The organism is Pseudomonas sp. Seg1 (assembly GCF_018326005.1).
In the GTDB taxonomy this organism is placed as follows: Bacteria; Pseudomonadota; Gammaproteobacteria; order Pseudomonadales; family Pseudomonadaceae; genus Aquipseudomonas.
This window is the reverse complement of record NZ_AP021903.1, coordinates 1,108,106-1,133,115: the sequence shown is the minus strand read 5'-3', so window position 1 is coordinate 1,133,115 and position 25,010 is coordinate 1,108,106. Positions and strand designations below refer to the sequence as shown.

The window sequence follows — 25,010 nt, the reverse complement described above, 5'->3', positions numbered from 1 at the left end:
TCAAACAGACACTGATTTCGAACCACTGCTGAAGACTGCATATAACAACAATGCTAGAACACCATACCCAACGACTTGGCACTCGCGACCGCTTGAGTTCGCCGTGCGGCACCTAACTTCCCATGTATGCGTCTGGCGTGGGTTTTTACCGTATGTAGAGAAATAAACAGTTGATCTGCAATTTGTTGATTGGAATATCCCTTGGCGATCAGGCCTAAAACTTCCAGTTCACGGAGGCTGAGCAGACCACTACCATTGAGGGGATTGGCACCGGTCGATTTCAGTGGCTCGTTATCCAGCACTTTCATCAGCCCGGGCTGGCGCAGTTGCAGTTCGCGCGACGCCTGATGCAAACAGTGATGACTGGTCAGTTCCAGCCCCTGCTGTAAGTGACGCCGCGCCATAGGCTGATCGCCTTGCACAAAGGCAACCTCGGCCAACGCCAATTGAAGGTCGGCTTCCAGCGAAAACATTTTGCGTTGATGCGCCGCCTCCAGCAAACGCTGGAGGCGGCCGAGCGGATTGTGCGCTGTGCGCAGACCCACTTGCGCAAGGATCAGCAAATATTCAATCCGTGGAATCAATTCAAGTGTTGCGGGGGGCGCCTGCAAGGCGTTCGATCCTTGATAGTGCCGTAGCAGGCGTGTCGTTGCCTCGCATGCCAGCTCGGGACGTCCTTGCTGTAACCAGAACAGGCTGCTGATTTGTAACAGCACACCCCGATAAACCGTTTCCGGAATCTGCCGCTGCTGCATCAAACGCTCCGCGTCACGCAGCCATGCGAACGCCTTTTGATAATCCGCCCCGTTGGCAGCGAGTTGCGCCATTCCCAGATAGCCATACAAAACCCGCTTGTCTTGATTGCGTTTGCAATCGTCCAGCCCGGACTGAAAAAACTCCGCCGCCGAGACATCCAGCCCCTGACTCAGCGCAAGACGCCCGCGACGCAAGGCAATCCGTCCCAGCAAGGGACTCAGGCGGTTCGGCTGGCTGGCGAGCAAATCATGCACGCCCGCCAGCAGGCTTTCAGCACGAGGCGCCGCGCCGCGCTGCTCGAGTAATTGTCCGTGATCGAGTTCAAGCAGTGCTTCGAAAACCAGCGAGCCTTGAGCCCGCGCCAGACACAACGCCCGGCGATTCAACGCATGAGCCAGATCCAGCTCCCCGCGCAACAGGGCCTGTTGGGTCAACCCTGACAAACACATCACCCGAGCGATCCAATTCTCGAGATCGAGGACCTCCAGCGCTTGCGCAAAGTGTTCATGAGCGGCCTCCATCCGCCCTTCCAGGTGCATTAACCAGCCTTGCAACGTTTGCCAACGCGAAATCAACTGGCGCTCAAGCGCTGGCGAAGGCTGCGGCATGAACCGCCCCAGATGCCCGATGCATTTCGCTGCGTGCTCGAAACGACCCGCAAAGAGCAACGCTGCGGTAATCAGCCCGACCAGTTGAGGGGTGCTCAGGGTCAACTCCCCCGCGTGTTGCTCGTGCAGTCGCACCAACAACACCACCGTTTGCTCTTCAAACAATTGCTCGAAACTGAAGTGCTGCAGCAGGCTGACGGCAGCTTCGTATTCTTCAGCCAGTAACGCCTGCTCAAATGCCGAGCGCCAATCCCGTGCGGAACTGAACCACTGACAGGCACGTCGATGCCATGTACGGCGCGACGGCCAATGCTCCTCGCGCACGACGCGAGACAGCGGCGGGAAAATCTGCAACCAGTCCGCGGAGTCATTCCAGGGCTCAATAAAGCAGCCAAGCATTTGCAATGTGCGCAGGTGTAAAGCCCCCTCCCCGGCGCCGAAAAGGTGCTCGCACAGTTGCACATTGAAGCGCGGCATTTGTGCGAGCACGCGCCAGACTTCGGTCAGGTCCGGCGTGAGGCCAGTGAAGAGTTCATGTTGCAGGTAGTCGAGCAGTGTATCGATGCGTTGCTGCGGTTCTGTTGTCTGTGACCAATCGCATTTGCGCAACAGCGCCATGCGCACCCCGGCGCACCAGCCAGCGGTTCGCTGGGTGATTCGCGCGGCCAGGTCGCCGGCCTGCCCGGCGGGCAGGTGCTTCAACGCATGGGTGATTTCTGTTTGGGTGAACGCCAGCGTCGAGCTTTCGCACTCGTACAATTCATCATCGAGCAGTAGACGAGGCCAGTTGCATGGCGGGCGTCGACGCGTGCCGATCCACCAGATCAAGGCCGGGCTGCTGACCGTCAGCAAGCGATCAAGCAATGCATCCAGCGCGCAATCGGGCAACCGGCAGTAGTCATCGATAAACAGCCAGGTCGGCCTCGACCAGCGACTCAGCGCCGCGACCAGAGCGGACTCCGTTGTATCGGCCAGCTCCAACGCCTGCGCCAGGCGCAGACAAAATTCGCTGACACCCGATGCTGCCCCCGCCAGCGGCAACCAGCAGACTTCGCAGTGTTGCGGCGCCTGCAGCAGGCACTCGGCAAGCAGCGCACTCTTGCCACTGCCCGCAGGTGCGCAGATCAGCCTGACCCGCGCCATCGATTCAAGCAATGGCTCGCTCAACCGTGCGCGGGGTTGGTGATGGGAGGACAGTCTGGGCAAGAATCCGGGGCGATCCAGACACGGCGTCATGGCGGTCATCGGGCGAGCCTTTTTATAGTTGTGGGCTCACCCTAGCCCTCTCCCGGCAGCTTGTTGACGAGTATTCAGCACGCTGATTGGCGGCCATAAAAGAGGCGAGCATGCGGTCGCCTTTTGTACGGCTGATGTATCTGATCCGTTACCGCACACCCTCTGCGCGCAGGGCCGATGGTGTGTAGTCGGCAGCCTTGGCTTCGAAGCCGAACTCGAAACTGTGCTTCTCTTCGTTCTTCATCCCCAAGGCAATGTAGCGGCCGGCGATGATGTCGTAGAGCGCTTCGAGGGTGTAGGCCTGCGCCTGGTGATCGTAGTAGTACTGCGCGTGACCTTCGGCGACGCGCCACAGTTGCCCGCGACCGTCGTAATGGTCCGCCAGTGCGACCTGCCAGCTGTCTTCGTCGATGTACATGTGGCGCTTGGCGTAGATGTGCCGCTCGCTCGGTTTGACCGTGCCGATCACCTCCCAGACCCGGTGCAGTTCATAGCGGGTCAGGTCCTGGTTGATGTGGCCAGCCTTGACGATGTCGTCGTACTTGAGTTTCGGCGAATCGAGTTTGTAGCTGTTGTACGGAATGTACATTTCCTTTTTGCCGACCAATTTCCAGTCGTAGCGATCCGGGGCTCCGGAGAACATGTCGAAGTTGTCCGAGGTGCGCAGGCCATCCGCCGCCGTGCCCGGCCCGTCATACGCCACTTGCGGGGCACGCCGAACCCGACGCTGACCGGCGTTGTAGATCCACGCCAGACGCGGTTCCTTTACTTGATCGAGTGTCTCGTGCACCAGCAGCACGTTACCGGCCAGACGCGCCGGCGCCGTCACCGATTGCTTGAAGAAGGTCAGTACGTTGGCGGCTTTTTCCGGGTCGAGGTCCTTCATCAGTTGCGGCACGGCGATTTCTTCTTCGAAGCGAATCGGCGTGTAGCTGCCATTGGTCTGCGGCGTTACCTGGGTGATGATGCGGCGCAGATTACCGCCGTGGTAACGAGTGATGTGGTTCCACAATACCTCCACGCCGTTCTTCGGAATCGGGAAAGCGTAATAGCGATTGCCGGTGAAATTGGCCAGGCCGTTGCCGTCATTGATACTGGTGACATTGAGCGCGCTGCGCTTGGCCGACTCGTAGATTTCCGCCGGCACGGCGACGGTGCGGTGGGTTGGATAGACCGGGATCTTGTAGGTTTCCGGGTAGCGTTTGAACATCGCCACCTGGCCGTCGGAGAGTTTGCTCTTGTACTGATCGACATTGGCCGCAGTGATGGTGAACAGCGGTTTTTCATTGGCGAACGGGTCAGCCAGGAAGCCTTTGCTGTCTACCGCTCCGGCGTTTTTCGGGATGCCACCGGTCCAGGCCGGAATCGAGCCGTCAGCGTTGCCGGCCTTCTCGGCGCCGAGCGGGGTCAGGCTGGTGCCGAGTTTGTTTGCCTCATCCGGCGACACCGCCGCCATCACGTTGGCCGCCAACAGACTCAGGGCCAGCACACCGCATTGCAGAATCATTTTGCGCATTGCTTTCATCCTTCTCGGGCAGATCAGAAGTTCACGCCGAAGCTCAGAGCGACGAAGTCACGGTCTTCGAGGACGTTGTAATCGCCGCCGAAAAAGTCGGTGTAGCTGAGGCTCGCGGTGTAGGTGTTGCGGTAGTCGGCATCGACGCCGACGCTGATGGCTTTCGCGCCTTCGTTGAACAGGCCGTTGGGACCGTAGCCGGCGACGTCGTGCGACCACGACAGGTTGGGTTTGAGGTTGATCCCGCCGATCACGTTGGCGTAATCAAGGATCGCCCGGGCACGGTAGCCCCACGAGGTCGAGGTGACAAAACCGTCAGTGTCGCCACCGAAACCGTACTGGCCGTACACCGAGTCACGGCCATAACGCAGCTTGCTGCGCGACTCCAGACCACCGACCCGTACCACCGCGGCTTCGCCAACCAACGTCAGTCGTTGGGCGCCCCACACCTGATCGAAGAAGTGCGTGAGGGTGCTCTGGATTTGCGTGACCTCTTTGCGTCGATAACCTTTGTTGTCGGAACCCGGAGTTGTCGCGATCGGCGACGCCGTACCGCCGGCAATCGGGTTGAGCAGCGCCAGCGTCAGGTCGTTGGTGTTGACCTGCACCGGAGCATTGGGGCGGTAGCTGATCTCACCGGTCCATGCAGTGCCGGTGGGCAGGGTGGTGGAGAAGCTCGCGCCGTACAGGCGAATGTCTTCGGGGTATTCCAGGTAATACCCACCGCGCCCAAGCATCACGCTTTGCGCCAGGCCCGAACCGCTACCGGGTGCCAAGCCGTTGGCAATGCCGACCATGCCCGGCAATGCCGCGAGGGTCGAAAGCCCTGCCGTGGTGGTGCCCACGGTCGGCGTGCGGCTGTGGTAATTCATGAAGTACAGGCCGTATTCGGTATCGTCGCCGAGCCAGCGTAACGCCGTGCCCCACTGCCCGGAATCCCGCGCATCGCGGTCGCCGCCACGGGGGATGACCACGCCTTCGCGGGTCACTTGGATGCCTTGGCCAAACGCAGTGGTCAATGGCACCAGCGGCGCAATCGCCGGGTTGCCGACGGTGTAACCGTTATTGCAACCGTCCGCTGCAACGTCGACGCCAAAGAAGGTGCCGCAGTTATCGAGAACGGTCTGGTCCCACTCCAATTGATAGAAGCCTTCAACAGTGAGTTGATCGGTGAGGCCTTGCGAGCCGAACAACATGTTCACCGGAATCAGGCCTTCCTTGATCTCCGCGCCGGGTCGACGAAACGCCGAAACGTCGATCGGGTTGATGCTGTTGATCGAGTTGCCGATGAAGGTACTTTCGCCCCAACTCACCACCTGTTTGCCCGCGCGTACGGTGCCCGGCAAATCGGCGATGGAGTAGTTGTGATAGACGAAGGCATCGAGAATCTGCGCGCCGGAGGACTTCGCACCTTCCTTGCGGCCCTTGTCGCTGATCGGTTTGAACTCGCGGTCTTCGTCCTTGAGTTCGAAGTCGTACCAATACTTGCCACGGACAAACACGCCGGTATCGCCGTACTTCAACTCGAGGTCGTGGATGCCTTTGACGATTTTCGAGAAGGTTTCGCCCTTCTTGAAGTTCAGGCGTCCGTCATCACCGGTCGAGGATTGCCCGGTACCACCGTTGACCGTGCCGACCAGCGACTTGTCGGCATCGCGCATCCCCCAACTCGCGCCGACCGACAGCGACGAATCGAACGTGCCCTCGATTTCGCCAATGTTGAACGCAACCGCTTGCGCCTGAGCGCAGCAACCCAGAGCCACCGCGGCTGCCAGCGCCTGCGGTGTGAAGATGGCGCGCATTGTTTTTGTTGTCATGCGTCTTCCCCGGTGAGTGACAGAAGGCCCCACCCTACTGCCGCACGACGGGGTCGATAAGCGCACCAAGGAGGTATTCGCATTGTCGCCCGAAGGGATGAATGCCCTTGCGGCCCGGGGCTTTGCGCCGGCCATGGATCGGCTGGATGGAGGATCATCAATCAAGCGCATGAGGCCGTTGATGCAGGATGACTGTTGCATGCCCCGTAACAGTGCATGTCTGGAATCGGTATTTTTCCTACAGGCTTGAAACCGTATTCTGAGCGGGCTTTCACGGGACACGCCGTAAAGCATGATGCACAGGCCTTCGAGCAATTCAGGCCATTGCTGAAAGATTTCAGATGAATCGAATATTTCGGTTTATCACCCTGGTGTTCACTGACGTTGATTTGTAGCTCCTTGATCCAACGTCTTACCTTGGCCGCTGCGTTTGCAGCGGCCTTTTTTATGGGCGCCGTTTTACCCGTCTCACTTGTAATCGTCGGGAAGATGCTCCTATCTGTAGGAAATCTCTTTTTGATCTTCCAATCCCAAGCGATCAAATCGCGCTCACGATTATTCATACAACTAAGCAGCTCATTACTCACGAACGATGCAGATATGTCCGTTCGAAAGCTGATGTAGGTTAATCGCTCCGTAAAAACCGAATCACTTGCAGCGAGTAAAACAATGCTGGAACCAAATCTTGTTGAAGGAGCGGCAACAACAATCGAAAGAAAAGGGGCTGCTGCCGACCTCGTCATGATTCAACGCCTTCATGCCATTTTGGAAGGCAAGCTTGAGACGACTGATACCGATCGCCGGTTCTACGCGCATGCACTTCGAATGATGGAGCGATTCAGAGCGTTGGGAATCGCTGACGACTACATTCCCAAGAGTAATCCGTCCCTTTGGAATAACATCCATTCGGCCACACTTGAAGAATTCAAACTGAGCAACGACGAGGCATTGCGCTATACAGCCGACGCAATTGACGCTGCGAAAAAGCAGGAACTGAAAGCATTTGAATGCGTCAGCGGATCGAAGAGCTCGATTGCAAAACTGGAACAAGCTGTCAGGCAAGAAAGTCTCAAAGACTTGCTATCAGTTTTGGCTATCGGTTTGGCATTTCCCTCCATCGATACATTGTTCGGGCGTTATCGATTTGAAGTCATCGCGCGCGGAGAACTGTGTAAAACGTACGAGGAGTTATTTCATGAAGGCGTATTGGCTGAGGGCAACGTGGCTGTCGCCATTCCGGGACCAAACTGGAGATTTCCGGAGTTCATGATCGATAGAAGGTACAAGGAGTAGCAGAAGAAGCCTCGCCGCATTCAGAACGCAGCGAGGCTCAAACGTCACCTAAAGCGAATACTTCTGCAAATTCGCCATCATCTCCTTCAACGCCTCAATGTTGTCCTTCGGGTGCGCTGCCCCTTCAAAGTCGCAAATCTGCTGCCAGTGCGCCGCAACATCTTCCGGCGAGAAACCCACCCGTGGATCAAACCCGGCACCGAGGCTGCGTTCCCAACGCACCTTGCCCATCCAGCCGCCGCCGACTTCAAACAACCCGGAAGTCTCCTGGCATTGTTCGCTTGCCAGATACACCACCAACGGGCTGACCAGTTCCGGCTTCAGTTGCTCGAACACTTGCGGCGGGATCAGACCTTCGGTCATGCGCGTGCCGCCAGTCGGTGCAATGGCGTTGACCAGGATGTTGTTCTTGCGTCCTTCGATGGCCAGGGTGCGGGTCAAACCGTAGAGGCCAAGTTTGGCCATGCCGTAGTTGGACTGGCCGAAGTTGCCGTAGATGCCCGAGGTCGAGGCGGTGAAGATCACCCGGCCGTAGTTTTGTTCGCGCAGGTGCGGCCAGGCGGCGCGGGTGACTTTGTAGGCGCCTTCGACGTGGACGCGGTAAACCAGATCCCAGTCGGCGTCTTCCATTTTGTGGAAGGTCTTGTCGCGCAGGATCCCGGCGTTGTTGACCACGACGTCGACACGGCCGAAGACGTCGAGGGCGTTCTGTACCAGTTTGTCGCCGTCGGTGACCGAGTCGTGGTTGGCTTCGGCGATACCGCCAGCCTCGCGGATCTCTGCCACTACGCGGTCGGCAGCAGAGGCGTTGGCGCCTTCGCCCTGGGTGGAACCACCGAGGTCGTTGACCAGCACTCTGGCGCCCTGTCTGGCGAACAGCAGTGCGTGAGCCCGGCCGAGGCCACCACCGGCGCCGGTGACGATCACGACTTTATCTTCGAAACGCACAGACTCATTCATCGCAGCAACTCCAGCAGGCCAAAGGGACAGTGATCCCGAGTGTCAGGCACGCAGCTTTTGCTCACAACGAACACGGCTGGGGGTGAATGGTGCGCGATAAGGTGGGGGGATAGTGAAGGCCATATGAGTTTTTGTGGCGAGGGAGCTTGCTCCCGCTCGGCTGCGCTGCAGTCGTAAAACGTTACTCGCGGTTTTCCTGTAAGAACCTGATCACAGAATCAAGGGCCGCTTCGCGCCCCAGCGGGAGCAAGCTCCCTCGCCAAAAAAGTTCACCCGGCCAAATGTCGGAGCGGGGGAACATTTGATCGTCAGGAACACGCCACCCGGCGCGGCGGCAGTGCGAAGCGATCACGAAACGCCAGGTAATGCTTGAGCACCTGCCCCGGCGCCTCGGTCTGCGGATAGTGGCCGATGCCCGGCAACAACACGGTGTCCGCGTCGGGAATCAACTCGCGATAACGTTCAACCATGTGCGCCCCGGAGATCGGATCGACTTCGCCATCAATCACCCGCAACGGCACTTCACCGCGCTGCATGGCGGCCACCCAGCGATCACGCTGCACGCGTCGTTCGGGAATGTAGCTGATCAATTTGTGCATGATCCGGGGCCCGCGATTACTGTCGATCAGGCTCCAGAAATCATCCAGTTCACTTTCACTCGGACGGGTCTGTGGGCCGAAGATCTGGCGGAAGCTTTTGACCAGCGCATCGCGTGTAAACGCACGGCCGATCATCCAGCCCAACGGGCTCAGCAACAGTTTTTGCATCAGCACCGGACGATGGGTTTCCGGGAACAGCCCGCCGTTGAGAAACACGCAACTGGCGACTTCGATCTGATCGTCGTAATGCCGTGCCAGCAATTCCTGCGCAACGCTGTCGCCATAGTCGTGGGCAAGAATGTGCACCGGTGGCTCGACCTGCAAATGGGCGAGCAAGGCCTGTTGCAGATCCGCCTGCTCGAGAAGGCTGTAAGTGTGATTCAGCGGTTTGGCCGAATCACCGAAACCGAGCATGTCACAGGCGATCACCCGATAACGCTGGGCCAGTGGTTGCCACAAGTAATGCCAATCCCAACTGGCGGTCGGAAAGCCATGAATCAACAGCAGCGGCTCACCCTGCCCGGCCGTCCAGTAACGGATCGGCTGGCCACGAAAGACAAACGTCTGGCTGCGTTTACGCCAGACACACAGAGGAATCTCGGCAAGAGGCATTAGAGTTTATATCCCGGGTCTTGTTTATCGAGTTTGCGCAGCAACGCCGGCCAGGCCAGCGCGCCCCCATGCCTTGAGCACTTTTGGTGACGCCGGCGATCATCGCCTTGGCGCCTGCCAGAATCTGCGGTTCGATGGCGATGAGTTCAGCGCCGCCGGTCTGCGCCATGACTTGAATGTCACAGGCACGCTGGAAGGTGAACATCATCAAAAAGGTATCGGCGATGGTGCCGCCACAGGTCAGCAAACCGTGGTTGTGCAACATGAGGAAATTGCTCTCGCCGAGGTCGGCTTGCAACCGCGCTTTCTCTTCGTGATTCAGCGCCACACCTTCATAAGCGTGATAAGCCAGGCTCGACAGCACGAACAGCGATTGCTGGCTGATCGGCAACACGCCTTGTTTCTGCGCCGAAACGGCAACACCGGAGGCCGTGTGCGTGTGCAGCACGCACACCACGTCATGTCGTACTTCATGCACGGCGCTGTGGATGGTGTAACCGGCGGGGTTGATCTCGTAAGGGCTGTCCATGAGTTTGTTGCCGGCCTGATCGACTTTGACCAGGCTCGACGCGGTGATCTCATGGAACATCAGGCCGAATGGATTGATCAGGAAATCTTCGGTGCCCGGCACCTTGGCGGAAATGTGCGTGAAGATCAGATCGTCCCAGCCATGCAGCGCGACCAGACGATAACAAGCGGCGAGATCGACGCGGGTCTGCCACTCGGCGGCGCTGACCTGCTCTTTGACATTAAGGGACGACTGGACGGGGGCTACGCTCACTGTATGCACCTCTGCGTTCTTATTGTTTTGCTCGTGTCAGCAGTCTAGTCAGGCCAGGCCGATCACGTAGTTGCATTGCCAGCCAGCTTGATGACTGAGCGGGTCAGCCATGCAAACACCTTGGATCCATGTCAAAGCAACGACGCCAACAAAGGTGCGGCGAACAGATTGAGCAAGCCGGTCAACACCATCACCAGCCCCGCCACGGAGCCTTCCTCGCCGCCCACTTCATGGGCGCGACTGACCCCGGCGCCGTGCGCGCCGACCCCGAACAGGGCTCCACGCGCCAAGGCACTGCGCAACGGCAACCACTTCAAGAGCACGCCGCCGAGCATCGCGCCGAACACCCCGGTGAACATCACAAACACCGCCGTCAATTCCGGTACCCCCCAGATCCTGCGCCAGCGGCATGGCGAACGGTGTGGTGATCGAGCGCGGCACCAGGGACATCGTCACCGAGCTATCGAGTGCCAGTGCCTTGGCCAAGCCGAACGAAGTGGCAATCGATGCCGCACTGCCGGCGACCATGCCCAGCAGCAACGCCGACCAGTGCCGCACCAACAGGCGCCGCTGCTGCCAGATCGGCACGGCGAACGCGACAGTGACCGGGCCCAGCACCAGCATCAGCCAATGGGTGTTGCTGGAGTATTCGGCGTAGGCGGTGTGCAGCGGCACGGCGAGCGCCAGCAGCAGTGCCGGCACCAGAATCAGCGGCGACAGCAGGTAACGCCCGGTGCGGCGATAAATCCAGCGGCTGAACAGGTAGGCCAGCAGTGTGAAGGCGAGCCAGAACATCGGCATCAGTTCAAGCTTCATGGGAACGCCTCATACGCACGGCCAATTCCACGGTGAACGCGGTCACCAGCATCACCATCAGTGTGCTGGCGGCGATCACCAGCAGAATCCGCCAGCCGTCATTGCGCAACAACGCGCCATAGTCGAGCAGGCTCATCAGCGCCGGGATGAAAAACAGCAGCATCTCGGCCATCAGCAATCCTGCGCCCAACTGCAACGCCGCCGGTTTGACCCAGTCAAAGGCAAACGCCAGCAGCAACAGCGCCATGCCGATCACCCCGCCGGGAATCGGCAGGGCCAGCCAGACGGCGAGTTGGCAGCCGAGCAGGTAGAGACCGAGCAACACGGCCAGTTCGGCGAATAGACGGGAAAGGTGTTTGAGGTTCGCGGCTTTCATGATTTTGGCTCCTTACAGGCGCCTATTTTACGAATCGACCTACCATCCCAGAAGCGAATTGTTAGACTCACAGCCATTCCAAAATGGAATCAGGTCATGGAATTCAAACAGCTGCGCAGTTTTGTCGAAGTCATGCATCAGGGCGGCTTTACCCAAGCGGCGAAAACCTTGCACATCAGCCAGTCGGCGGTAAGCAAACAAGTCGCACAACTGGAGCAGAGCCTCGGCACGCCCCTGCTCGAACGGCTTGGCTCACAGCTGCGCCTGACCGCCGCCGGCAGCGTGGTGCTGCAAAGGGCCGAAGGTATGTTGCGATTACGCAACGAGTTGCTCAGTGAGCTGGACGATCTCAGTCATTTGGCCCGTGGCGAATTGCGCCTCGGCCTGCCCCTGTTGGGCAGCGATGCGCTGTTCGCCGGGCTGTTTGCCGAGTATCGACGGCGCTATCCGAACATCAGCATTCAGTTGCTGGAGGGCGGCAGCCGCAACATCGAGCAAGCGGTGCTGAGTGGCGAACTCGAGCTTGGGGGCAGCTTGTTGCCGAAGGATCCGCAGTTCGACTGCCAGCCGTTTTGTGATGAGAAACTCGACGCCCTGCTGCCGGTGGATCATCCATTGGCAGATCGTGGAGAGATTGGGCTGGAGGAGTTGGCCGATACGCCGTTCCTGCTGTATCAGCGCAGTTTCGTGCTCAATGACCGCTTGCTGCAGGCTTGTCAGCAGATGGGTTTTACACCGAAGGAAGGCGGGCGTAGCGGTCAGGCAGACTTTCTGGCGGCACTGGTGGCGGCCGGGCAAGGCGTGGTGTTGTTACCCAGCGTGGTGGCACGCGGTCTGGTGCGGCCAGGCGTGGTACGCCTGACCTTGCGAGCGCCGGATTACCTGCGCTGGGACATTGCGTTTATCTGGCGTCGGGGCGCCTATCTGTCGAAAGCGGCGCAGGCCTGGCTGGCACTGTTGCGCGAGCGCGGCATCAGCCCTTGAGTACGCTGACAAGTTCGGCCAGCCAAGGTTCTGCGTCAGTATCCGGCGTCACGCTTTCGCTGGCGTCGATGCGCAGCATTTCCTGAACCTCACGCAGGCCAAGTTCGGCGAACAGCTCACGCATTTGCTCACCGCCGCCGCAAAAGGTATCGCCGTAGCTCGCGTCGCCCAAGGCAATCACCGCGCCCGGCAAACCACGCCAGGCTGCCGGCAACTGATCACGAATGGCCGAGTACAGCGGTTGCAGGTTGTCCGGCAACTCGCCCATGCCGGTGGTCGAGGTCACTGCCAGAAAGGCTTCCGGGCCGAAAGACTGGATATCGGCCAGATTGGCGCGCGAGTTGTAGAACGTTTCAAAGCCAGCGTCTTTCAGCAGGTTCTGGGCATGGCGGGCGACATCTTCGGCTGCGCCGTAGACCGAACCGGAGAGGATGGCGACTTTCATCAATCTGATCCTGAAACTGAAAAAAAGAGCGGCGATAGTAACAGCCCCGGGCGGTGAAGTTGCGATTGCCTCGCAATCAGCGCTGATGGCCTATAGACAGCCTTTACCGTTCTTTTAGAATGCCTGCCACTGACAACGCTGAAAGGATTCAAGGATGATCAACGCCAGTCTGCTGCAAATGGTGATCAACGCGTCGAATGACGGGATCGTGGTTGCCGAGAAGGAAGGTGAACAGGACAACATCCTGATTTACGTCAACCCGGCTTTCGAACGTCTGACCGGTTACACCAGTGAGGAAATTCTTTATCAGGACTGCCGTTTTCTGCAGTCTGGAGACCGTGATCAGGAAAATCTGACGCTGATTCGCGACACGCTGCGCGATGGCGGCTCATGTCGGGAAATCCTGCGCAACTATCGCAAGGACGGCACCCCGTTCTGGAATGAGCTGTCGCTGTCGACGGTGAAAAACGCCGATGACGGGCAGACGTATTTCGTTGGCGTGCAAAAGGATGTGACGGTTCAGGTCAAGGCTCAGCAGCGGGTTGCGCAACTGGAAGCACAAGTCGCCGCCCTGCAAACCGAGCTCGCGGCGTTGAAAGCGACGAACGGCGAAAACAAAACAGCGAACTAATTGTCATTAACTACAATCACCAATGACTTTGTAACTACTTCTTACGAGCCAACCATGCAACGCGACGCCCTCCTGACCCAGGATGAGCTGGATTTTATCCAGACCATGCAGCACAACCCGCAATTGAACGTGCGGGATGCGACGTCGAGTCTGCTGGTTAATGGTGGTTCGCAGATCCGTGACTTGCTCACGCGCCTGGCCGCTCACGAGCAAGTCACCATTCAGGCCAACTTCGAAAATCAGCAAATGACCTTTCCGCTGCACCTGGTGGAAGACGAGTTTCATGCGCTGCATTTGCGCCTCGGCGTACCGAGCATTTACGAAGATGGCCCGATGGTGCGGCCGTGGCGACTGACACTCGAAGAACCCGTTGCACTGGAAAACGCCAAGGGCCAACCGGGCACAATGTGGGTGCACGAGGTTTCGCATAAAGGCGTGCTGCTGGAAATGCGCAACAAGACCAAGCCGCCCAAACATTTCGCGCTGTGGTTCAGCCCTTCCGGTTATGAGCGAATTTCGCTACGCGGGAATTTCGAGCGGGAAACCGAAAGCGGTTTCTACGCTTACGAACTCAGCCAGACCGATGCGGATGAAACCGAGCGTTTGCGCCAGTTCATCCTGCAACAACATCGCTTGACGCACCCTGCCCTGCACACCTGATTTTCAGGTATCGAGCTTGCCCGCCAGCATCTGTGTCAAACGCTGACGCATCGTCGCCCCTTCGTTGCCAATGCATCCGATTGACGTTCCCGCCAGGCTCTCCTGCGCAAGGTCGGAGGCATCCCCCGCCAGCAACAACTGACAATCGAGACTCAAGGCCAACCGGTTCAAGCGCCGCGGCAATTCCGGAGCCGGTGCGTGATTGGAAAACAGCACCAAAGCGTGCGGTTTGATCTTTTCGCACACCAGGGTCAGTTCGTCGAACGGTTGTCCGGTGGTCAACACCCGCACACCCGAATCACTGCTGCTGAGAAACAGTGCCGCGACCAGCAGCTCCAGTTCCCGACACTGGCCAGCCAGAGCACTGACAATGATCTTGCGCGGTTGCGCGCCGCGCAGTGCAATGATTCTCTGCAATGCGCGCGTGCGCAGATAACCGTCGAGAAACAGCCATTCACTGGTTTGCCCGAAAGCGTCCTGACGCTGCAGCAGTTGCCGCCACAGCGGCATCAGAATGTCCTGAAACACCACGGGCAACGCGTACGAGGAAAAGATCTGACCGTAGACCCGGTCCAGTTCGGCATCGTCGAAAGCGCTCACCGCCCGCTGCACCTGAAGCTGCCATTGCTGGTAATCGGCCTGCACCAGATCATCGGGAATGAAGTGCGCCAATACCTTCAATGGCTCGGTCTTCGCCAGGATCTTGCCGACCTTGCTGACCGCCACGCCTCGATCGATCCACTCGACGATGCTGCGAACGCGCTCGATTTCGGTCATTGAATACAACCGATGCCCACTTTCGGTGCGTGTTGGCTGAATCAAACCATAACGTCGCTCCCACGCACGTAGCGTGACCGGGTTGACGCCAGTCAGCCGCGACACTTCACGTATGGGAAACAAATCTTCGCGCTCGAGCGCAACAGATGCCTGCGAAGCAGGGCTTATGTCCGTCATGACAGGCATTGTGCGATCTACGTCCTTGTGGATTTTGGATCCCATTCTACTCTCGATGCCCTGTTTAGGTTCAAGCGATGATATGCGACGAAAGTCACTGGTTTAATCATTAAAATCGGGAATAATCCTTGCTTGCAAAAAAACGCTGGCCTCTACCCCCGGCCTGCGTCTGGCGAAACTCCTACCCGGAGCGATGCACTCGAAATACGGAGATACACAATGTCTACTTCCCCCGTCACGCTGATGGTTGCGCGTCGCGTCGCCGATGGCCGCTATCAGGATCTGATCGCCTGGCTACGTGAAGGCGAACAACTGGCCACTGACTTTCCCGGTTATCTGGGCTCCGGCGTGCTCGCGCCACCGCCCGGCGATAACGAGTTTCAAATCATTTTCCGTTTTGTCGATGAGCAGACCCTGCATGCGTGGGAGCACTCGGCCTCGCGCACCGCCTGGCTGGATCGCGGTTCCGATCTGTTTGCCCATCCGAAGGAGCACCGCGTCAGTGGCATTGAAGGCTGGTTCGGCGCCAACGTCATCGGTCAGCGTCCGCCGCGCTGGAAACAGGCGGTGGCGATCTGGCTGGCTTTCTTCCCGGTATCGCTGCTGTTCAACTTCGTCCTGGGCCCGCTGCTGAATGAAATGAGTCTGCTGCCGCGCGTGTTGATCAGCACGGCGTGCCTGACGCCGCTGATGGTTTATTTCTTTATTCCGCTGTCGACGCGATTGCTGGCTAACTGGCTGAACAGTGTTCCAACACAGCCTTTGCCTGCCGCGCCCTCAACGCAAAACCAGTGAAACCCCGTGGGAGAGGGCTTGCTCGCGAATGCGTTGTGTCATTCAGCATTGAAGGTGACTGACATACCGCGTTCGCGAGCAAGCCCGCTCCCACATGAAGCCCGTTCTGCACCAGAACTCGCGCCGCTGTTATAGTTTTTGCTCTAACTGCGATGCGAGCCGTTCATGACCCCCACTTCCGCCCCGATTCTGATCACCGGCGCCGGCCAGCGTGTCGGTCTGCACTGCGCGCAGCGATTGCTTGAAGACGGCCATCGCGTCATTTTCACTTACCGCAGCGAACGGCCCGGCGTGCAAACGCTGCGCGATCTTGGCGCCATTGGCGTGTTCGCGGATTTCTCCAGCGAAGCCGGCATTCTGGCCTTCATCAGCGAACTGAAAACCTATACCGACAGCCTGCGCGCAATCGTGCACAACGCCTCCGAATGGCTGGCAGAAACCCCGGACAACGAAGCCGAAGCATTCAGCCGGATGTTCAACATCCACATGCTCGCGCCCTATCTGATCAACCTGCATTGCGCCGACCTGCTCAGGCAATCGACGCCCGCGGACATCGTCCATATCAGCGACGATGTCACCCGCAAAGGCAGCAGCAAGCACATCGGCTATTGCGCCAGCAAAGCGGGGCTCGACAGCCTGACCCTGTCTTTTGCTGCTCGCTATGCACCGGCAATCAAGGTCAACGGCATCGCGCCCGCCCTGTTATTGTTCAATCCCGACGACGACGCGGCGTACCGTGCCAGGGCGCTGGCCAAATCCGCGCTGGGCATCGAGCCCGGCAGCGAAGTGATCTACCAGAGCCTGCGCTATCTGCTCGACAACCCGTATGTCACCGGTACGACCCTGACCGTCAACGGCGGAAGGCATATCAAGTAGTCGCCTCGCGAGGATGTTCAATGACCCGCTCCCTGTCCGAGAATTACCGCGAAATCCTCATCGGCCTCGGTGAAAACCCCGACCGCGAAGGGTTGCTCGACACGCCGACGCGCGCGGCCAAGGCCATGCAGTATCTGTGTCACGGTTACGAACAGAGCGTCCACGACATCGTCAATGGCGCGTTGTTTGCCTCGGACAGTGACGAGATGATCATCGTCGCCGACATCGAGTTGTACTCGTTGTGCGAACATCACCTGCTGCCCTTCATCGGCAAGGCCCATGTGGCTTATATTCCGACGGGCAAGGTGCTGGGGCTGTCGAAGATCGCGCGACTGGTGGACATGTTCGCCCGGCGCCTGCAGATTCAGGAAAACCTCACCCGGCAGATTGCCGATGCGGTGCAACAGGTCACCGATGCCGCCGGCGTCGCGGTGGTCATCGAGGCCCGGCACATGTGCATGATGATGCGCGGTGTCGAGAAACAGAATTCGACCATGAACACCTCGGTCATGCTTGGCGCCTTTCGCGAGTCGAGCAACACCCGCCAGGAGTTCCTGCAATTGATTGGACGGAGCAAGTAAATGCCACAACTTCAACCGGGAATGGCGCGCATCCGGGTCAAGGATCTGCGCTTGCGCACCTTTATCGGGATCAACGAGGACGAGATCCTCAACAAGCAGGATGTGTTGATCAACCTGACCATTCTGTATGCCGCGCAGGAAGCAGTGCGTGACAACGATATCGACCATGCGCTGAATTACCGCACCATCACCAAAGCGATTATTGCGCACGTCGAGGGCAACCGTTTCGCACTGCTCGAACGGCTGACGCAGGAACTGCTCGATCTGGTGATGAGCAACGGTTCGGTGCTGTACGCCGAAGTCGAAGTCGACAAGCCGCATGCGCTGCGGTTTGCCGAATCGGTGTCGATCACCCTCGCCGCCAGCCGCTGAGCGTGTCTGGCGCATTGGCCGCCAGACTTTTATCATCCGCGCCACGAATTGACTGCACAGAGCCCATCATGACCGAGCAACAACGCCTCGAACTCGAAGCCGCCGCCTTCCGCCGGCTGGTCGCCCACCTGGACAGCCGCAAGGACGTGCAGAACATCGACCTGATGAACCTCGCCGGGTTCTGCCGCAACTGCCTGTCGAAGTGGTACAAGGCCGAAGCCGACGAGCGCCAGATCGAGGTCAGCCTCGACTACGCCCGCGAAGTGGTTTACGGCATGCCGTACGCCGAGTGGAAAGCCCAATATCAGCAAGAAGCCAGCGCCGATCAGCAAGCGGCGTTTGCCAAAGGAAAAACCCATGAGTGACCTGAACACCCTGCGCGCCAGCCTGAAGAGCGGCGAGCATGCCTTCGCCGACACCCTCGCGTTCATCGCCGCCGGTTACGATTATCAGCCACAGGCATTCAATAACGGTGGCGTGGAAAACGCGGCCGGGCAGAACGAAGGTTCGTGCAAGACCCTGGGTCTGGCGTTGCTGGAAGGCCTGAGCGATGAAGAAGCGCTGCTGGCATTTGGCGAACATTACCGTTCGGTAGTGGCGACGCCTGAGGGCAGCGATCACGGCAACATTCGTGCGTTGATCCAGCACGGTCTGGCCGGTGTGAAATTCACCGCCCACCCCCTGACCCGCCGCTAACTTCAGCTGCAACCCAATTCCTGTGGGAGCGAGCCTGCTCGCGAATACGGACTGACATTCGACATTGATGTCGACTGAAACACCGCATTCGCGAGCAGGCTCGCTCCCACATTGGAACTGTGTTGAACCTGAAACTCGGGCATAAAAAAACCGGCCAATTGGCCGGTTTTTTTGCGTCTGCGATTTAGAACGAAGCGTTCTGCAGACCGTCCAGGTAACGCTCGGTATCCAGTGCCGCCATGCAGCCGGCGCCGGCCGAGGTGATGGCCTGACGGTAAACGTGGTCAGCCACGTCGCCGGCGGCGAAGATACCTTCGACGCTGGTTGCAGTCGCATTGCCGTCACGGCCGCCCTGCACCACCAGATAACCGTCTTTCAGGGTCAGCTGGCCTTCGAACAGCGAAGTGTTCGGGGTGTGGCCGATGGCGATGAACACGCCGTCGACGGTGATTTCGTCGAAGCTGCCGTCGTTGTTCTTCAGGCGCGCACCGGTCACGCCCATGTTGTCGCCCAGGACTTCGTCGAGGTTGGCGTTCAACTTGAGGATGATCTTGCCTTCGGCGACGCGAGCGTTGAGCTTGTCGATCAGGATCTTCTCGGCGCGGAAGGTTTCGCGACGGTGGATCAGGGTCACGGTGCTGGCGATGTTGGCCAGGTACAGCGCCTCTTCAACAGCGGTGTTGCCGCCGCCGACCACTGCCACAGGCTTGTTGCGGTAGAAGAAACCGTCGCAGGTCGCGCAAGCGGAAACGCCTTTGCCCATGAACGCTTCTTCCGACGGCAGCCCCAGGTAACGCGCGCTGGCGCCGGTGGCGATGATCAGGGCGTCGCAGGTGTAGGTCGCGCTGTCGCCGGTCAGGGTGTACGGCTTGGCGGCGAAGTCCACGGCATTGATGTGATCGAAAACGATCTCGGTTTCAAAGCGCTCGGCGTGCTCGCGCATCCGCTCCATCAGCACAGGACCGGTCAGGCCGTGCACGTCACCCGGCCAGTTGTCGACTTCGGTGGTGGTGGTCAGTTGACCACCAGCCTGCATGCCGGTGATCAGCAGCGGCTTGAGGTTGGCACGCGCGGCATACACCGCAGCGCTGTAACCGGCAGGGCCGGAACCCAGAATAATCACTCGCGAATGACGGACTTCAGACATGACCTGCTCCTGTTGACCGGGCCGAATAAACTGGCGCGGAACGCCGGACTGCCGGCGGGAATAAAAAAGGACTGTGGATAACCTTGGGGAAGGCGTGAGCTCGACAGTCCTGTAAAAAGTTGGGTGCAGCGTATCGAGGGGGGCAAGATTAAGGAAATACGGTTTAACAATCCAGCTCATAGGTCGTCTCTATGCCGACGTACTGACGAGCTGGACGTCCGACGATCTGGATCACTCATCCACACCGGCGCCTGTTTTCTGCCGACTGCTACGTTTAGCGTTGGCAGCTCTCGGCAAAAATCGGTTGCTGGAGATAACTCGAACACCACAAAAAACCACTTCTCTTAAAGGGAAAAACTTGCAGATTTTAGTACCTGAATTTCCCTGTAATTTTAATAGCCACTATATAGCCATGATGCGCAAGAAGTTGCGCAACTGCTCATAATAAAACACCCCCTGAAACCGCTACAGACCTTACAGCCAAAGGGCTGTAGCCAAGTGCGCAAGAAGTTGCGCAGTACTGCGCAACTTCTTGCGCACTTTTCGCGGGTTCTGCCTGTCCAACTAACCTGCACGGATGAGGTAATTCACTTAAATCCTTGATCCGAAATGACTATCGAATCACTGGCACGAAAGTTGATATCTCAGAACTTACACGGACAGGCAATAGTGCTTGTTTAACGTGTCACTTCGAGCAAGGAGAGCATTCCCATGGCAACACCAGCGTACATGTCGGTCACTGGCGAAAAACAAGGTCTGATCACTGCCGGCGCTTTTACCGCCGACTCGGTTGGCAACACTTTTCAAGAGGGCCACGAAGACCAGGTCATGGTTCAGGCTTTCAGCCACGACGTGATCATCCCGCGTGACCCGCAATCCGGTCAGCCAACCGGTCAGCGCGTACACAAGCCAGTTGTGATCACCAAGGTCTACGACAAGGCTTCGCCTCTGCTGCAAGCTGCTCTGACTTCGGGCGAGCGCATGAGCGAAATCGTTATCCAGTGGTTCCGTACTTCGGCTCAAGGTACCCAAGAGCACTACTACACCACCAAACTGGAAGACGCGATCATCGTCGCCATCAACAACAAAATGCACAACTGCCAGGATCCAGGCAACTCGCACTTCACCCACCTGGAAGAAGTGCAGTTCACCTACCGCAAAATCACCTGGACCCACGAAGTATCCGGTACTTCGGGTTCCGATGACTGGCGTGCTCCAGTCGTTTAATTACGGCTGATCGCTTCACACATCGGCCAGCTCTGCTGGTCGATGTGATGGATGTCTTGCAGAGTTGATGTGCGGACTCTCTTTCTCACCTGACCAAGGAACAGTTCAATGCGTCAAAGGGATTTGAAGTTCACGTTTTCCGTGTTGTCAGGGCAGATGGAGTTCGAGGTCGTAGAGTTCACGCTGGAGGAAGCCGTTTGTGAACCTTTTCGACTCAGCATCGAGTTGGCCAGCCACAACCCGAACATCGATTTCGGCAAGGTTCTCGATCAGCCCTCACTACTCACGATCTGGCAGGGCGGCACGGTCGTGCGCCATGTCCACGGGCTGGTGTCCAGCTTCACACAAGGCAAAACCGGCTTTCGCCGCACGCGTTATCGCGCCGTTGTCGAACCACAACTCGCTCGCCTCGCCCTGAGTTCCAACTGGCGTATTTTTCAGCAGAAAAACGTGCCGGACATCATCAAGTCCGTGTTGAGCGAGCACGGCATCCTCGACTATCAGCAACACATCAACAGCGAACATTTGCCGCGCGAATACTGTACGCAGGTCGGCGACACCGACTTGTACCTGTTCGATCGGCTGTCCAGTGAAGAAGGCTTGTTCTATTTCTTCAAATGCAATGAAAGCACTCACACGCTGATCCAGGGCGACAAACTCTATGTGCAGGAGCGTATTCAAGGCGCTCCGGTGCTCTACACCACTGAACCTGCAGCGGATGCCACGCAACCCGTCCTCTATGCGTTCAGTTACACCGAGAACGTCCGCACGGCCGAGCAGACCCAACGCGACTACACCTTCAAGCGCCCGACCTTCGACCAGCAGCAGAACTTCGCCGGCGATGATTTGCAACATCAAACGCCTAACTACGAACGCTATGACTATCCGGGCCGCTACAAGGCCACCGCTGCCGGTAAACCCTTCACCCAGAATCGCTTGCTGGGGCACCGTGGCGACGCGCGGATCGCCGTTGTCGAAGGCGACGATCCGCGCCTGATCCCGGGTTTCTCTTTCCAGCTCACCGGCCACCCCCGAGAAGATTTCAATCGCTGGTGGCGCTCGCTGAGGATCACTCACAAGGGCATCCAGCACGCCAGTCAGGAAGAAGAGTCCGCCGGTGCCGATGTCGGCGTGAGTTATGACTTTGTCGCAGAGATCGTTTGCGAAGAAACCGAATGGCGCACCCCGCCGATGCCCAAACCGATTGTCGACGGGCCGCAAATTGCGACGGTGACCGGGCCGGACGGGGAAGAGATCTACACGGATGAATTTGGTCGGGTAAAGGTCCAGTTCCCATGGGACCGGGAAGGCAAGAACAACGAATTCAGCTCCTGCTGGGTGCGCGTGGCGCAGAACTGGGCGGGCGCGGACTGGGGCCATATGGCGATCCCGCGCATCGGCCAGGAGGTCATCGTCGATTACCTGGACGGCGACTGCGATCAGCCGATCATTACCGGTCGCACGTACCGGGCAACGAACATGCCGCCTTACCAACTGCCCGATCACAAGATTCTCAGTACCATCAAAAGCAAGGAATACAAGGGCACTCGGGCCAACGAACTGCGCATTGACGACACTACCAAGCAGATCAGTGCTGCCTTGATGAGTGATCACGGCAGCACCGCATTGCATCTGGGTTACCTGACGCATCCGCGGCCGAGCGGTGGTGAGCCGCGCGGCGAAGGTTTCGAGTTGCGCACCGACGAACACGGCGCGCTGCGGGCGGCCAAAGGTCTGCTGCTCAGTACCGAGGAGCAAATGAACGCCAGCGGCGGCCACCTCAATCGCGGCTCGGTCATACAGGTACTGGAAGCAGCGTTGAAACTGGCCAAGGACTTGGGGGACTACGCCCAGGACAACCAGGGTGTCGGCCATGACAAGGCACCGCAGAAAACCCTCAGCGATGCGGTTCGCGACCTGGGCAACGGCGCGAACGACGAGTCGGGCAAGACCAACGGTGGCAATCCGGCGATTGCCATGAGCGGTGAAGCCGGCATTGCGGCGGCATCCCCCAAGAGCATCACGGTGGCAGCGGGTGAGCATATCGACACCATTGCCCAACAGAATCAGCAACAGACCTCGGGGCAGAAGTTTGTGCTCAATGCCGGGAGCGACCTGGGGATGTTTGCCCACAGCGGCGAAATGCGCCAGATCACCCACCAGGGCCCAATGCTGTTGCAGGCGCAGAAAAACAACATCCGCCTGGAGGCGGATCAGAGTGTGGAAGTCAGCGCGAGCAACCAGCATGTGCTGGTGTCGGCGAAAGAGCACATCACCCTGATGTGTGGCGGGGCCTACATCACCCTCAAGGGCGGCAATATCGAACTGGGCATGCCCGGCAACCTGATCGTCAAAGCGGCCAAGCACAGCCTGCTCGGTGCGACCAGCCTGGAAGCCGAACTGCCGAAATTCAAAGTCGGCGATACCCAGCGACGCTTCATGCTCAAGCAGATCGACGGGACGTCGGCGATGCCCAACATGCCGTACAAAATAACCCTGTCCGATGGCGAAGTGGTCGAAGGCGTGACGGATGCTCAGGGCGCCACACAGTTGCTGCAGAAAGATGTGATGAGCATTGCCAACGTCGCCATGCTCAAGCCGCCCGCCCCCGCAGCGGCAGGCGCGGCGGGAGGAGGCGCAGGGGCAGCCGCCAGTGCGGCCGATGCTGGTGCTGCTGACGAGGCGGAGGAAATTGTGCAGTTTTTTGAATTCAAGGATGACCAGGGTGGTCCCGCGCCACACCACTTCAAGGTGATGTCCGCCGGGGAAGTCGTGGCCGAGGGATCCGGTGATCGCACGCCTGACTTCCCCGCTGACATGGAGCTGGAGCTGGAGTCGTGGCCGGTAAAGGAGACACAAAATGCCTGATCTCATCACGCCACAGGTGCGCAAACTCGCGGCCATCGGATATGGCGAAGCCTCGACGGACAACAATCCGCAGGAAGTCCGCGGCATTTGCTTTACGGTGACCAACCGTATGCGCGCGTGGGGGCTGGCCGACGTCGCCAGCCTGCTCAAGGAGACCGGGGACAGTTATATCGTTGCAGCGCGGGGCAAGAATGAGCGTTACAACCAACTCATGGCGGCTTCGGAAGCGGACATCAATGCAGATCCGAACATGCGCTCGGCAGTGGAGAGTGCGCGGGATGCTCTCGCCCAGCGCGGCAATGATCCCTCCAATGGTGCTTACTGGTGGGATGGCATCGATATCAAGGATTCGACCAACCCCCGACACTCGGACGGGTTCCACTACGGCTCCCCCTCGCACAACATTTTCGGTGTTGCGCAAGTCTCGAAGCCGGAAAAAATCACCTACTGGAAGCAGCTCAACAAAAAGACCAACACCATGGTCAATGTCCGCGAGCGGGGGCGTTATAACCACGTATACCGGTCCACTGCCGCCATCGGCAAAACGATCTTCTGGACCACCAATCCGGAGTACATCAAGGCAACCGGCGCCAAGGAATATCGATGAGCAAACTCACCCGTTGTCTGAGCCTGTTTCTCGTTGCGGGCCTACCCTTTCTGGCGCAGGCCGCCCCGGTACAGTTCACCGATTACCGTGCGTTCTATCGGTCGCTGGGCGACAACCTGTTCGCCGGAGACGGCAGCGAGCTGGCCAGGCCTTGCTCTGAATCGCCAAGGCATTGCCTGTGGGTCAACGCCATGCGCCCGGCATTTGAACGTTTTGAGGATGCGCAGTGGAGCGCGCCCGACGAACTGAAGCTCGACCCGCCCAAAGGCACACCCGTCATTGTCTTTGACGGAGAGGCCCTGACGGTCGGCAAACAACGTTGGCCGCTGCGCGAGGCGGTCAACCTCGCCTCGCCGCAATGGCCCGTCGGTGACCCCATCGATCCGGAAAACGTGGCGACCGCCACGGCTTGGCGCCAAGGCGCCTCAACGTGCCTGGAGTTGCATTACGTCAGCAGTGGCTACGGTAGTCGCTATCCCTTGGTGTTGCTGGTACACGAGCAGCATCTCTACGCGTTACCGCGACTTTTCTCATCTTGCTCGGCCATTCGCAAGGCGCCCGGCAATCAGTTCAGCTATCCGGAAAACGCATACCTTGGGGCAGAGCTGGAAAACAATCCGACCGGGCTGCAAGTGGATTACCGGGTACCCCAAGCAAAAAAACCGGTGGTGCAGTACCTGTTGCACTTCCCGAATCAGGGCGATCCCTTCGTTTTTGAGGCGCAGCGCCAATAGGCGCCAGCGGACAAATCCGTCATGACCTTGCCCCCACGCGCAGACCAATGGAATTTTCAAGGA

24 protein-coding genes and 2 pseudogenes are annotated in these 25,010 nt (G+C 58.7%); 14 read left to right on the top strand and 12 right to left on the bottom strand.

Annotated features, from left to right (window positions below; all coding sequences use genetic code 11):
* Nucleotides 1-53: 53 nt before the first annotated feature.
* The 4 genes from KI231_RS04870 to KI231_RS04855 form a co-directional block, all read right to left on the bottom strand.
* On the bottom strand, nucleotides 54-2,609 hold the full coding sequence (locus KI231_RS04870) for a helix-turn-helix transcriptional regulator (RefSeq protein ID WP_213027591.1): 2,556 nt from the start codon (nucleotides 2,607-2,609) through the stop codon (nucleotides 54-56).
* A gap of 139 nt (nucleotides 2,610-2,748) precedes the next feature.
* Complete coding sequence (locus KI231_RS04865) at nucleotides 2,749-4,116, bottom strand: DUF1329 domain-containing protein (protein ID WP_213027590.1); 1,368 nt, start codon at nucleotides 4,114-4,116, stop codon at nucleotides 2,749-2,751.
* Between the two features lie 23 nt (nucleotides 4,117-4,139).
* The gene (locus tag KI231_RS04860; RefSeq protein WP_103305149.1) at nucleotides 4,140-5,933 is read right to left on the bottom strand and encodes a DUF1302 domain-containing protein; all 1,794 of its coding nucleotides are present in this window, start codon (nucleotides 5,931-5,933) and stop codon (nucleotides 4,140-4,142) included.
* 161 nt (nucleotides 5,934-6,094) lie between these two features.
* Nucleotides 6,095-6,496 carry a hypothetical protein gene (locus KI231_RS04855; RefSeq protein ID WP_213027589.1) on the bottom strand — a complete coding sequence of 134 codons (402 nt, stop codon included), beginning with the start codon at nucleotides 6,494-6,496 and terminating at the stop codon, nucleotides 6,095-6,097.
* 106 nt (nucleotides 6,497-6,602) lie between these two features.
* Here KI231_RS04855 and KI231_RS29905 point away from each other — a divergent pair, with 106 nt between their 5' ends.
* A complete protein-coding gene (locus KI231_RS29905) occupies nucleotides 6,603-7,226 on the top strand; it encodes a hypothetical protein (RefSeq protein WP_249412096.1) in 624 nt (207 codons plus the stop codon).
* Nucleotides 7,227-7,274: 48 nt separating this feature from the next.
* On the opposite strand, the gene KI231_RS04845 is transcribed toward KI231_RS29905, so the two are convergent.
* From KI231_RS04845 to KI231_RS04825, 5 genes and pseudogenes are all read right to left on the bottom strand, one after another.
* A complete protein-coding gene (locus KI231_RS04845; protein ID WP_213027588.1) occupies nucleotides 7,275-8,186 on the bottom strand; it encodes an SDR family oxidoreductase in 912 nt (303 codons plus the stop codon).
* A gap of 308 nt (nucleotides 8,187-8,494) precedes the next feature.
* The gene (locus KI231_RS04840; RefSeq protein ID WP_213027587.1) at nucleotides 8,495-9,397 is read right to left on the bottom strand and encodes an alpha/beta fold hydrolase; all 903 of its coding nucleotides are present in this window, start codon (nucleotides 9,395-9,397) and stop codon (nucleotides 8,495-8,497) included.
* Nucleotides 9,397-10,178, bottom strand: a pseudogene (locus KI231_RS04835) (class II aldolase/adducin family protein). The gene KI231_RS04840 and the pseudogene KI231_RS04835 overlap by 1 nt, the downstream one beginning before the upstream one ends.
* 131 nt (nucleotides 10,179-10,309) lie before the next feature.
* Nucleotides 10,310-10,994: pseudogene (locus tag KI231_RS04830) on the bottom strand (LrgB family protein).
* A complete protein-coding gene (locus tag KI231_RS04825) occupies nucleotides 10,984-11,370 on the bottom strand; it encodes a CidA/LrgA family protein (RefSeq protein ID WP_103305143.1) in 387 nt (128 codons plus the stop codon). The pseudogene KI231_RS04830 and the gene KI231_RS04825 overlap by 11 nt, the downstream one beginning before the upstream one ends.
* Nucleotides 11,371-11,466: 96 nt before the next feature.
* Here KI231_RS04825 and KI231_RS04820 point away from each other — a divergent pair, with 96 nt between their 5' ends.
* Complete coding sequence (locus KI231_RS04820) at nucleotides 11,467-12,354, top strand: LysR family transcriptional regulator (protein WP_213027586.1); 888 nt, start codon at nucleotides 11,467-11,469, stop codon at nucleotides 12,352-12,354.
* Here the strand turns inward: KI231_RS04820 and KI231_RS04815 are convergent.
* Nucleotides 12,344-12,799 carry a flavodoxin gene (locus KI231_RS04815; RefSeq protein ID WP_103305141.1) on the bottom strand — a complete coding sequence of 152 codons (456 nt, stop codon included), beginning with the start codon at nucleotides 12,797-12,799 and terminating at the stop codon, nucleotides 12,344-12,346. The two genes, KI231_RS04820 and KI231_RS04815, sit on opposite strands and share 11 nt — an antisense overlap.
* Nucleotides 12,800-12,953: 154 nt before the next feature.
* On the opposite strand from KI231_RS04815, the gene KI231_RS04810 reads away from it, so the two are divergent.
* Both KI231_RS04810 and KI231_RS04805 read left to right on the top strand, forming a co-directional pair.
* Nucleotides 12,954-13,430 (top strand): PAS domain-containing protein, encoded by a 477-nt coding sequence (locus tag KI231_RS04810; RefSeq protein ID WP_213027585.1) that lies wholly within the window; start codon nucleotides 12,954-12,956, stop codon nucleotides 13,428-13,430.
* A 54-nt stretch (nucleotides 13,431-13,484) separates the two neighbouring features.
* The gene (locus KI231_RS04805; RefSeq protein ID WP_103305139.1) at nucleotides 13,485-14,090 is read left to right on the top strand and encodes a hypothetical protein; all 606 of its coding nucleotides are present in this window, start codon (nucleotides 13,485-13,487) and stop codon (nucleotides 14,088-14,090) included.
* A gap of 3 nt (nucleotides 14,091-14,093) precedes the next feature.
* On the opposite strand, the gene KI231_RS04800 is transcribed toward KI231_RS04805, so the two are convergent.
* A complete protein-coding gene (locus tag KI231_RS04800; protein WP_213027584.1) occupies nucleotides 14,094-15,053 on the bottom strand; it encodes a MerR family transcriptional regulator in 960 nt (319 codons plus the stop codon).
* 210 nt (nucleotides 15,054-15,263) lie between these two features.
* Between KI231_RS04800 and KI231_RS04795 the strand changes: the two genes are divergently transcribed.
* The 6 genes from KI231_RS04795 (at nucleotide 15,264) to KI231_RS04770 (ending at nucleotide 18,364) form a co-directional block, all read left to right on the top strand.
* A complete protein-coding gene (locus tag KI231_RS04795; protein WP_213027583.1) occupies nucleotides 15,264-15,839 on the top strand; it encodes an antibiotic biosynthesis monooxygenase in 576 nt (191 codons plus the stop codon).
* Nucleotides 15,840-16,004: 165 nt separating this feature from the next.
* On the top strand, nucleotides 16,005-16,715 hold the full coding sequence (folM, locus tag KI231_RS04790) for a dihydromonapterin reductase (protein ID WP_213027582.1): 711 nt from the start codon (nucleotides 16,005-16,007) through the stop codon (nucleotides 16,713-16,715).
* 20 nt (nucleotides 16,716-16,735) lie between these two features.
* Nucleotides 16,736-17,296, top strand: coding sequence for a GTP cyclohydrolase I FolE (folE, locus tag KI231_RS04785; protein ID WP_213027581.1), 561 nt, complete (start codon nucleotides 16,736-16,738; stop codon nucleotides 17,294-17,296).
* On the top strand, nucleotides 17,297-17,668 hold the full coding sequence (folX, locus tag KI231_RS04780) for a dihydroneopterin triphosphate 2'-epimerase (RefSeq protein ID WP_007914273.1): 372 nt from the start codon (nucleotides 17,297-17,299) through the stop codon (nucleotides 17,666-17,668).
* Between the two features lie 68 nt (nucleotides 17,669-17,736).
* Complete coding sequence (locus tag KI231_RS04775) at nucleotides 17,737-18,033, top strand: DUF1244 domain-containing protein (protein WP_213027580.1); 297 nt, start codon at nucleotides 17,737-17,739, stop codon at nucleotides 18,031-18,033.
* Entirely contained in the window at nucleotides 18,026-18,364 is a 339-nt protein-coding gene (locus tag KI231_RS04770; RefSeq protein WP_213027579.1) for a HopJ type III effector protein, read from the top strand. The genes KI231_RS04775 and KI231_RS04770 overlap by 8 nt, the downstream gene beginning before the upstream one ends.
* 184 nt (nucleotides 18,365-18,548) lie before the next feature.
* On the opposite strand, the gene trxB is transcribed toward KI231_RS04770, so the two are convergent.
* Nucleotides 18,549-19,511, bottom strand: coding sequence for a thioredoxin-disulfide reductase (trxB, locus tag KI231_RS04765; RefSeq protein WP_064119385.1), 963 nt, complete (start codon nucleotides 19,509-19,511; stop codon nucleotides 18,549-18,551).
* Nucleotides 19,512-20,222: 711 nt separating this feature from the next.
* On the opposite strand from trxB, the gene KI231_RS04760 reads away from it, so the two are divergent.
* From KI231_RS04760 to KI231_RS04745, 4 genes are all read left to right on the top strand, one after another.
* On the top strand, nucleotides 20,223-20,738 hold the full coding sequence (locus KI231_RS04760; protein ID WP_213027578.1) for an Hcp family type VI secretion system effector: 516 nt from the start codon (nucleotides 20,223-20,225) through the stop codon (nucleotides 20,736-20,738).
* Nucleotides 20,739-20,846: 108 nt separating this feature from the next.
* On the top strand, nucleotides 20,847-23,606 hold the full coding sequence (locus KI231_RS04755) for a type VI secretion system Vgr family protein (RefSeq protein WP_213027577.1): 2,760 nt from the start codon (nucleotides 20,847-20,849) through the stop codon (nucleotides 23,604-23,606).
* Nucleotides 23,599-24,213, top strand: coding sequence for a hypothetical protein (locus KI231_RS04750; RefSeq protein WP_103303085.1), 615 nt, complete (start codon nucleotides 23,599-23,601; stop codon nucleotides 24,211-24,213). Before KI231_RS04755 ends, KI231_RS04750 begins: the two co-directional genes overlap by 8 nt.
* A complete protein-coding gene (locus KI231_RS04745) occupies nucleotides 24,210-24,947 on the top strand; it encodes a hypothetical protein (protein WP_213027576.1) in 738 nt (245 codons plus the stop codon). The genes KI231_RS04750 and KI231_RS04745 overlap by 4 nt, the downstream gene beginning before the upstream one ends.
* Nucleotides 24,948-25,010 lie beyond the last annotated feature (63 nt).

Coding starts and splice junctions, on each gene's coding strand:
- KI231_RS04820 (WP_213027586.1), top strand. CDS start 11,467: ATGGAATTCAAACAGCTGCGCAGTTTTGTCGAAGTCATGCATCAGGGC.
- trxB (WP_064119385.1), bottom strand. CDS start 19,511: ATGTCTGAAGTCCGTCATTCGCGAGTGATTATTCTGGGTTCCGGCCCT.
- KI231_RS04750 (WP_103303085.1), top strand. CDS start 23,599: ATGCCTGATCTCATCACGCCACAGGTGCGCAAACTCGCGGCCATCGGA.
- KI231_RS04825 (WP_103305143.1), bottom strand. CDS start 11,370: ATGAAAGCCGCGAACCTCAAACACCTTTCCCGTCTATTCGCCGAACTG.
- KI231_RS04815 (WP_103305141.1), bottom strand. CDS start 12,799: ATGAAAGTCGCCATCCTCTCCGGTTCGGTCTACGGCGCAGCCGAAGAT.
- KI231_RS04855 (WP_213027589.1), bottom strand. CDS start 6,496: ATGAATAATCGTGAGCGCGATTTGATCGCTTGGGATTGGAAGATCAAA.
- KI231_RS29905 (WP_249412096.1), top strand. CDS start 6,603: ATGCTGGAACCAAATCTTGTTGAAGGAGCGGCAACAACAATCGAAAGA.
- KI231_RS04840 (WP_213027587.1), bottom strand. CDS start 9,397: ATGCCTCTTGCCGAGATTCCTCTGTGTGTCTGGCGTAAACGCAGCCAG.
- folE (WP_213027581.1), top strand. CDS start 16,736: ATGACCCGCTCCCTGTCCGAGAATTACCGCGAAATCCTCATCGGCCTC.
- KI231_RS04760 (WP_213027578.1), top strand. CDS start 20,223: ATGGCAACACCAGCGTACATGTCGGTCACTGGCGAAAAACAAGGTCTG.
- KI231_RS04745 (WP_213027576.1), top strand. CDS start 24,210: ATGAGCAAACTCACCCGTTGTCTGAGCCTGTTTCTCGTTGCGGGCCTA.
- KI231_RS04845 (WP_213027588.1), bottom strand. CDS start 8,186: ATGAATGAGTCTGTGCGTTTCGAAGATAAAGTCGTGATCGTCACCGGC.
- KI231_RS04755 (WP_213027577.1), top strand. CDS start 20,847: ATGCGTCAAAGGGATTTGAAGTTCACGTTTTCCGTGTTGTCAGGGCAG.
- KI231_RS04860 (WP_103305149.1), bottom strand. CDS start 5,933: ATGACAACAAAAACAATGCGCGCCATCTTCACACCGCAGGCGCTGGCA.
- folM (WP_213027582.1), top strand. CDS start 16,005: ATGACCCCCACTTCCGCCCCGATTCTGATCACCGGCGCCGGCCAGCGT.
- KI231_RS04870 (WP_213027591.1), bottom strand. CDS start 2,609: ATGACCGCCATGACGCCGTGTCTGGATCGCCCCGGATTCTTGCCCAGA.
- KI231_RS04770 (WP_213027579.1), top strand. CDS start 18,026: ATGAGTGACCTGAACACCCTGCGCGCCAGCCTGAAGAGCGGCGAGCAT.
- KI231_RS04810 (WP_213027585.1), top strand. CDS start 12,954: ATGATCAACGCCAGTCTGCTGCAAATGGTGATCAACGCGTCGAATGAC.
- folX (WP_007914273.1), top strand. CDS start 17,297: ATGCCACAACTTCAACCGGGAATGGCGCGCATCCGGGTCAAGGATCTG.
- KI231_RS04865 (WP_213027590.1), bottom strand. CDS start 4,116: ATGCGCAAAATGATTCTGCAATGCGGTGTGCTGGCCCTGAGTCTGTTG.
- KI231_RS04775 (WP_213027580.1), top strand. CDS start 17,737: ATGACCGAGCAACAACGCCTCGAACTCGAAGCCGCCGCCTTCCGCCGG.
- KI231_RS04805 (WP_103305139.1), top strand. CDS start 13,485: ATGCAACGCGACGCCCTCCTGACCCAGGATGAGCTGGATTTTATCCAG.
- KI231_RS04795 (WP_213027583.1), top strand. CDS start 15,264: ATGTCTACTTCCCCCGTCACGCTGATGGTTGCGCGTCGCGTCGCCGAT.
- KI231_RS04800 (WP_213027584.1), bottom strand. CDS start 15,053: ATGCCTGTCATGACGGACATAAGCCCTGCTTCGCAGGCATCTGTTGCG.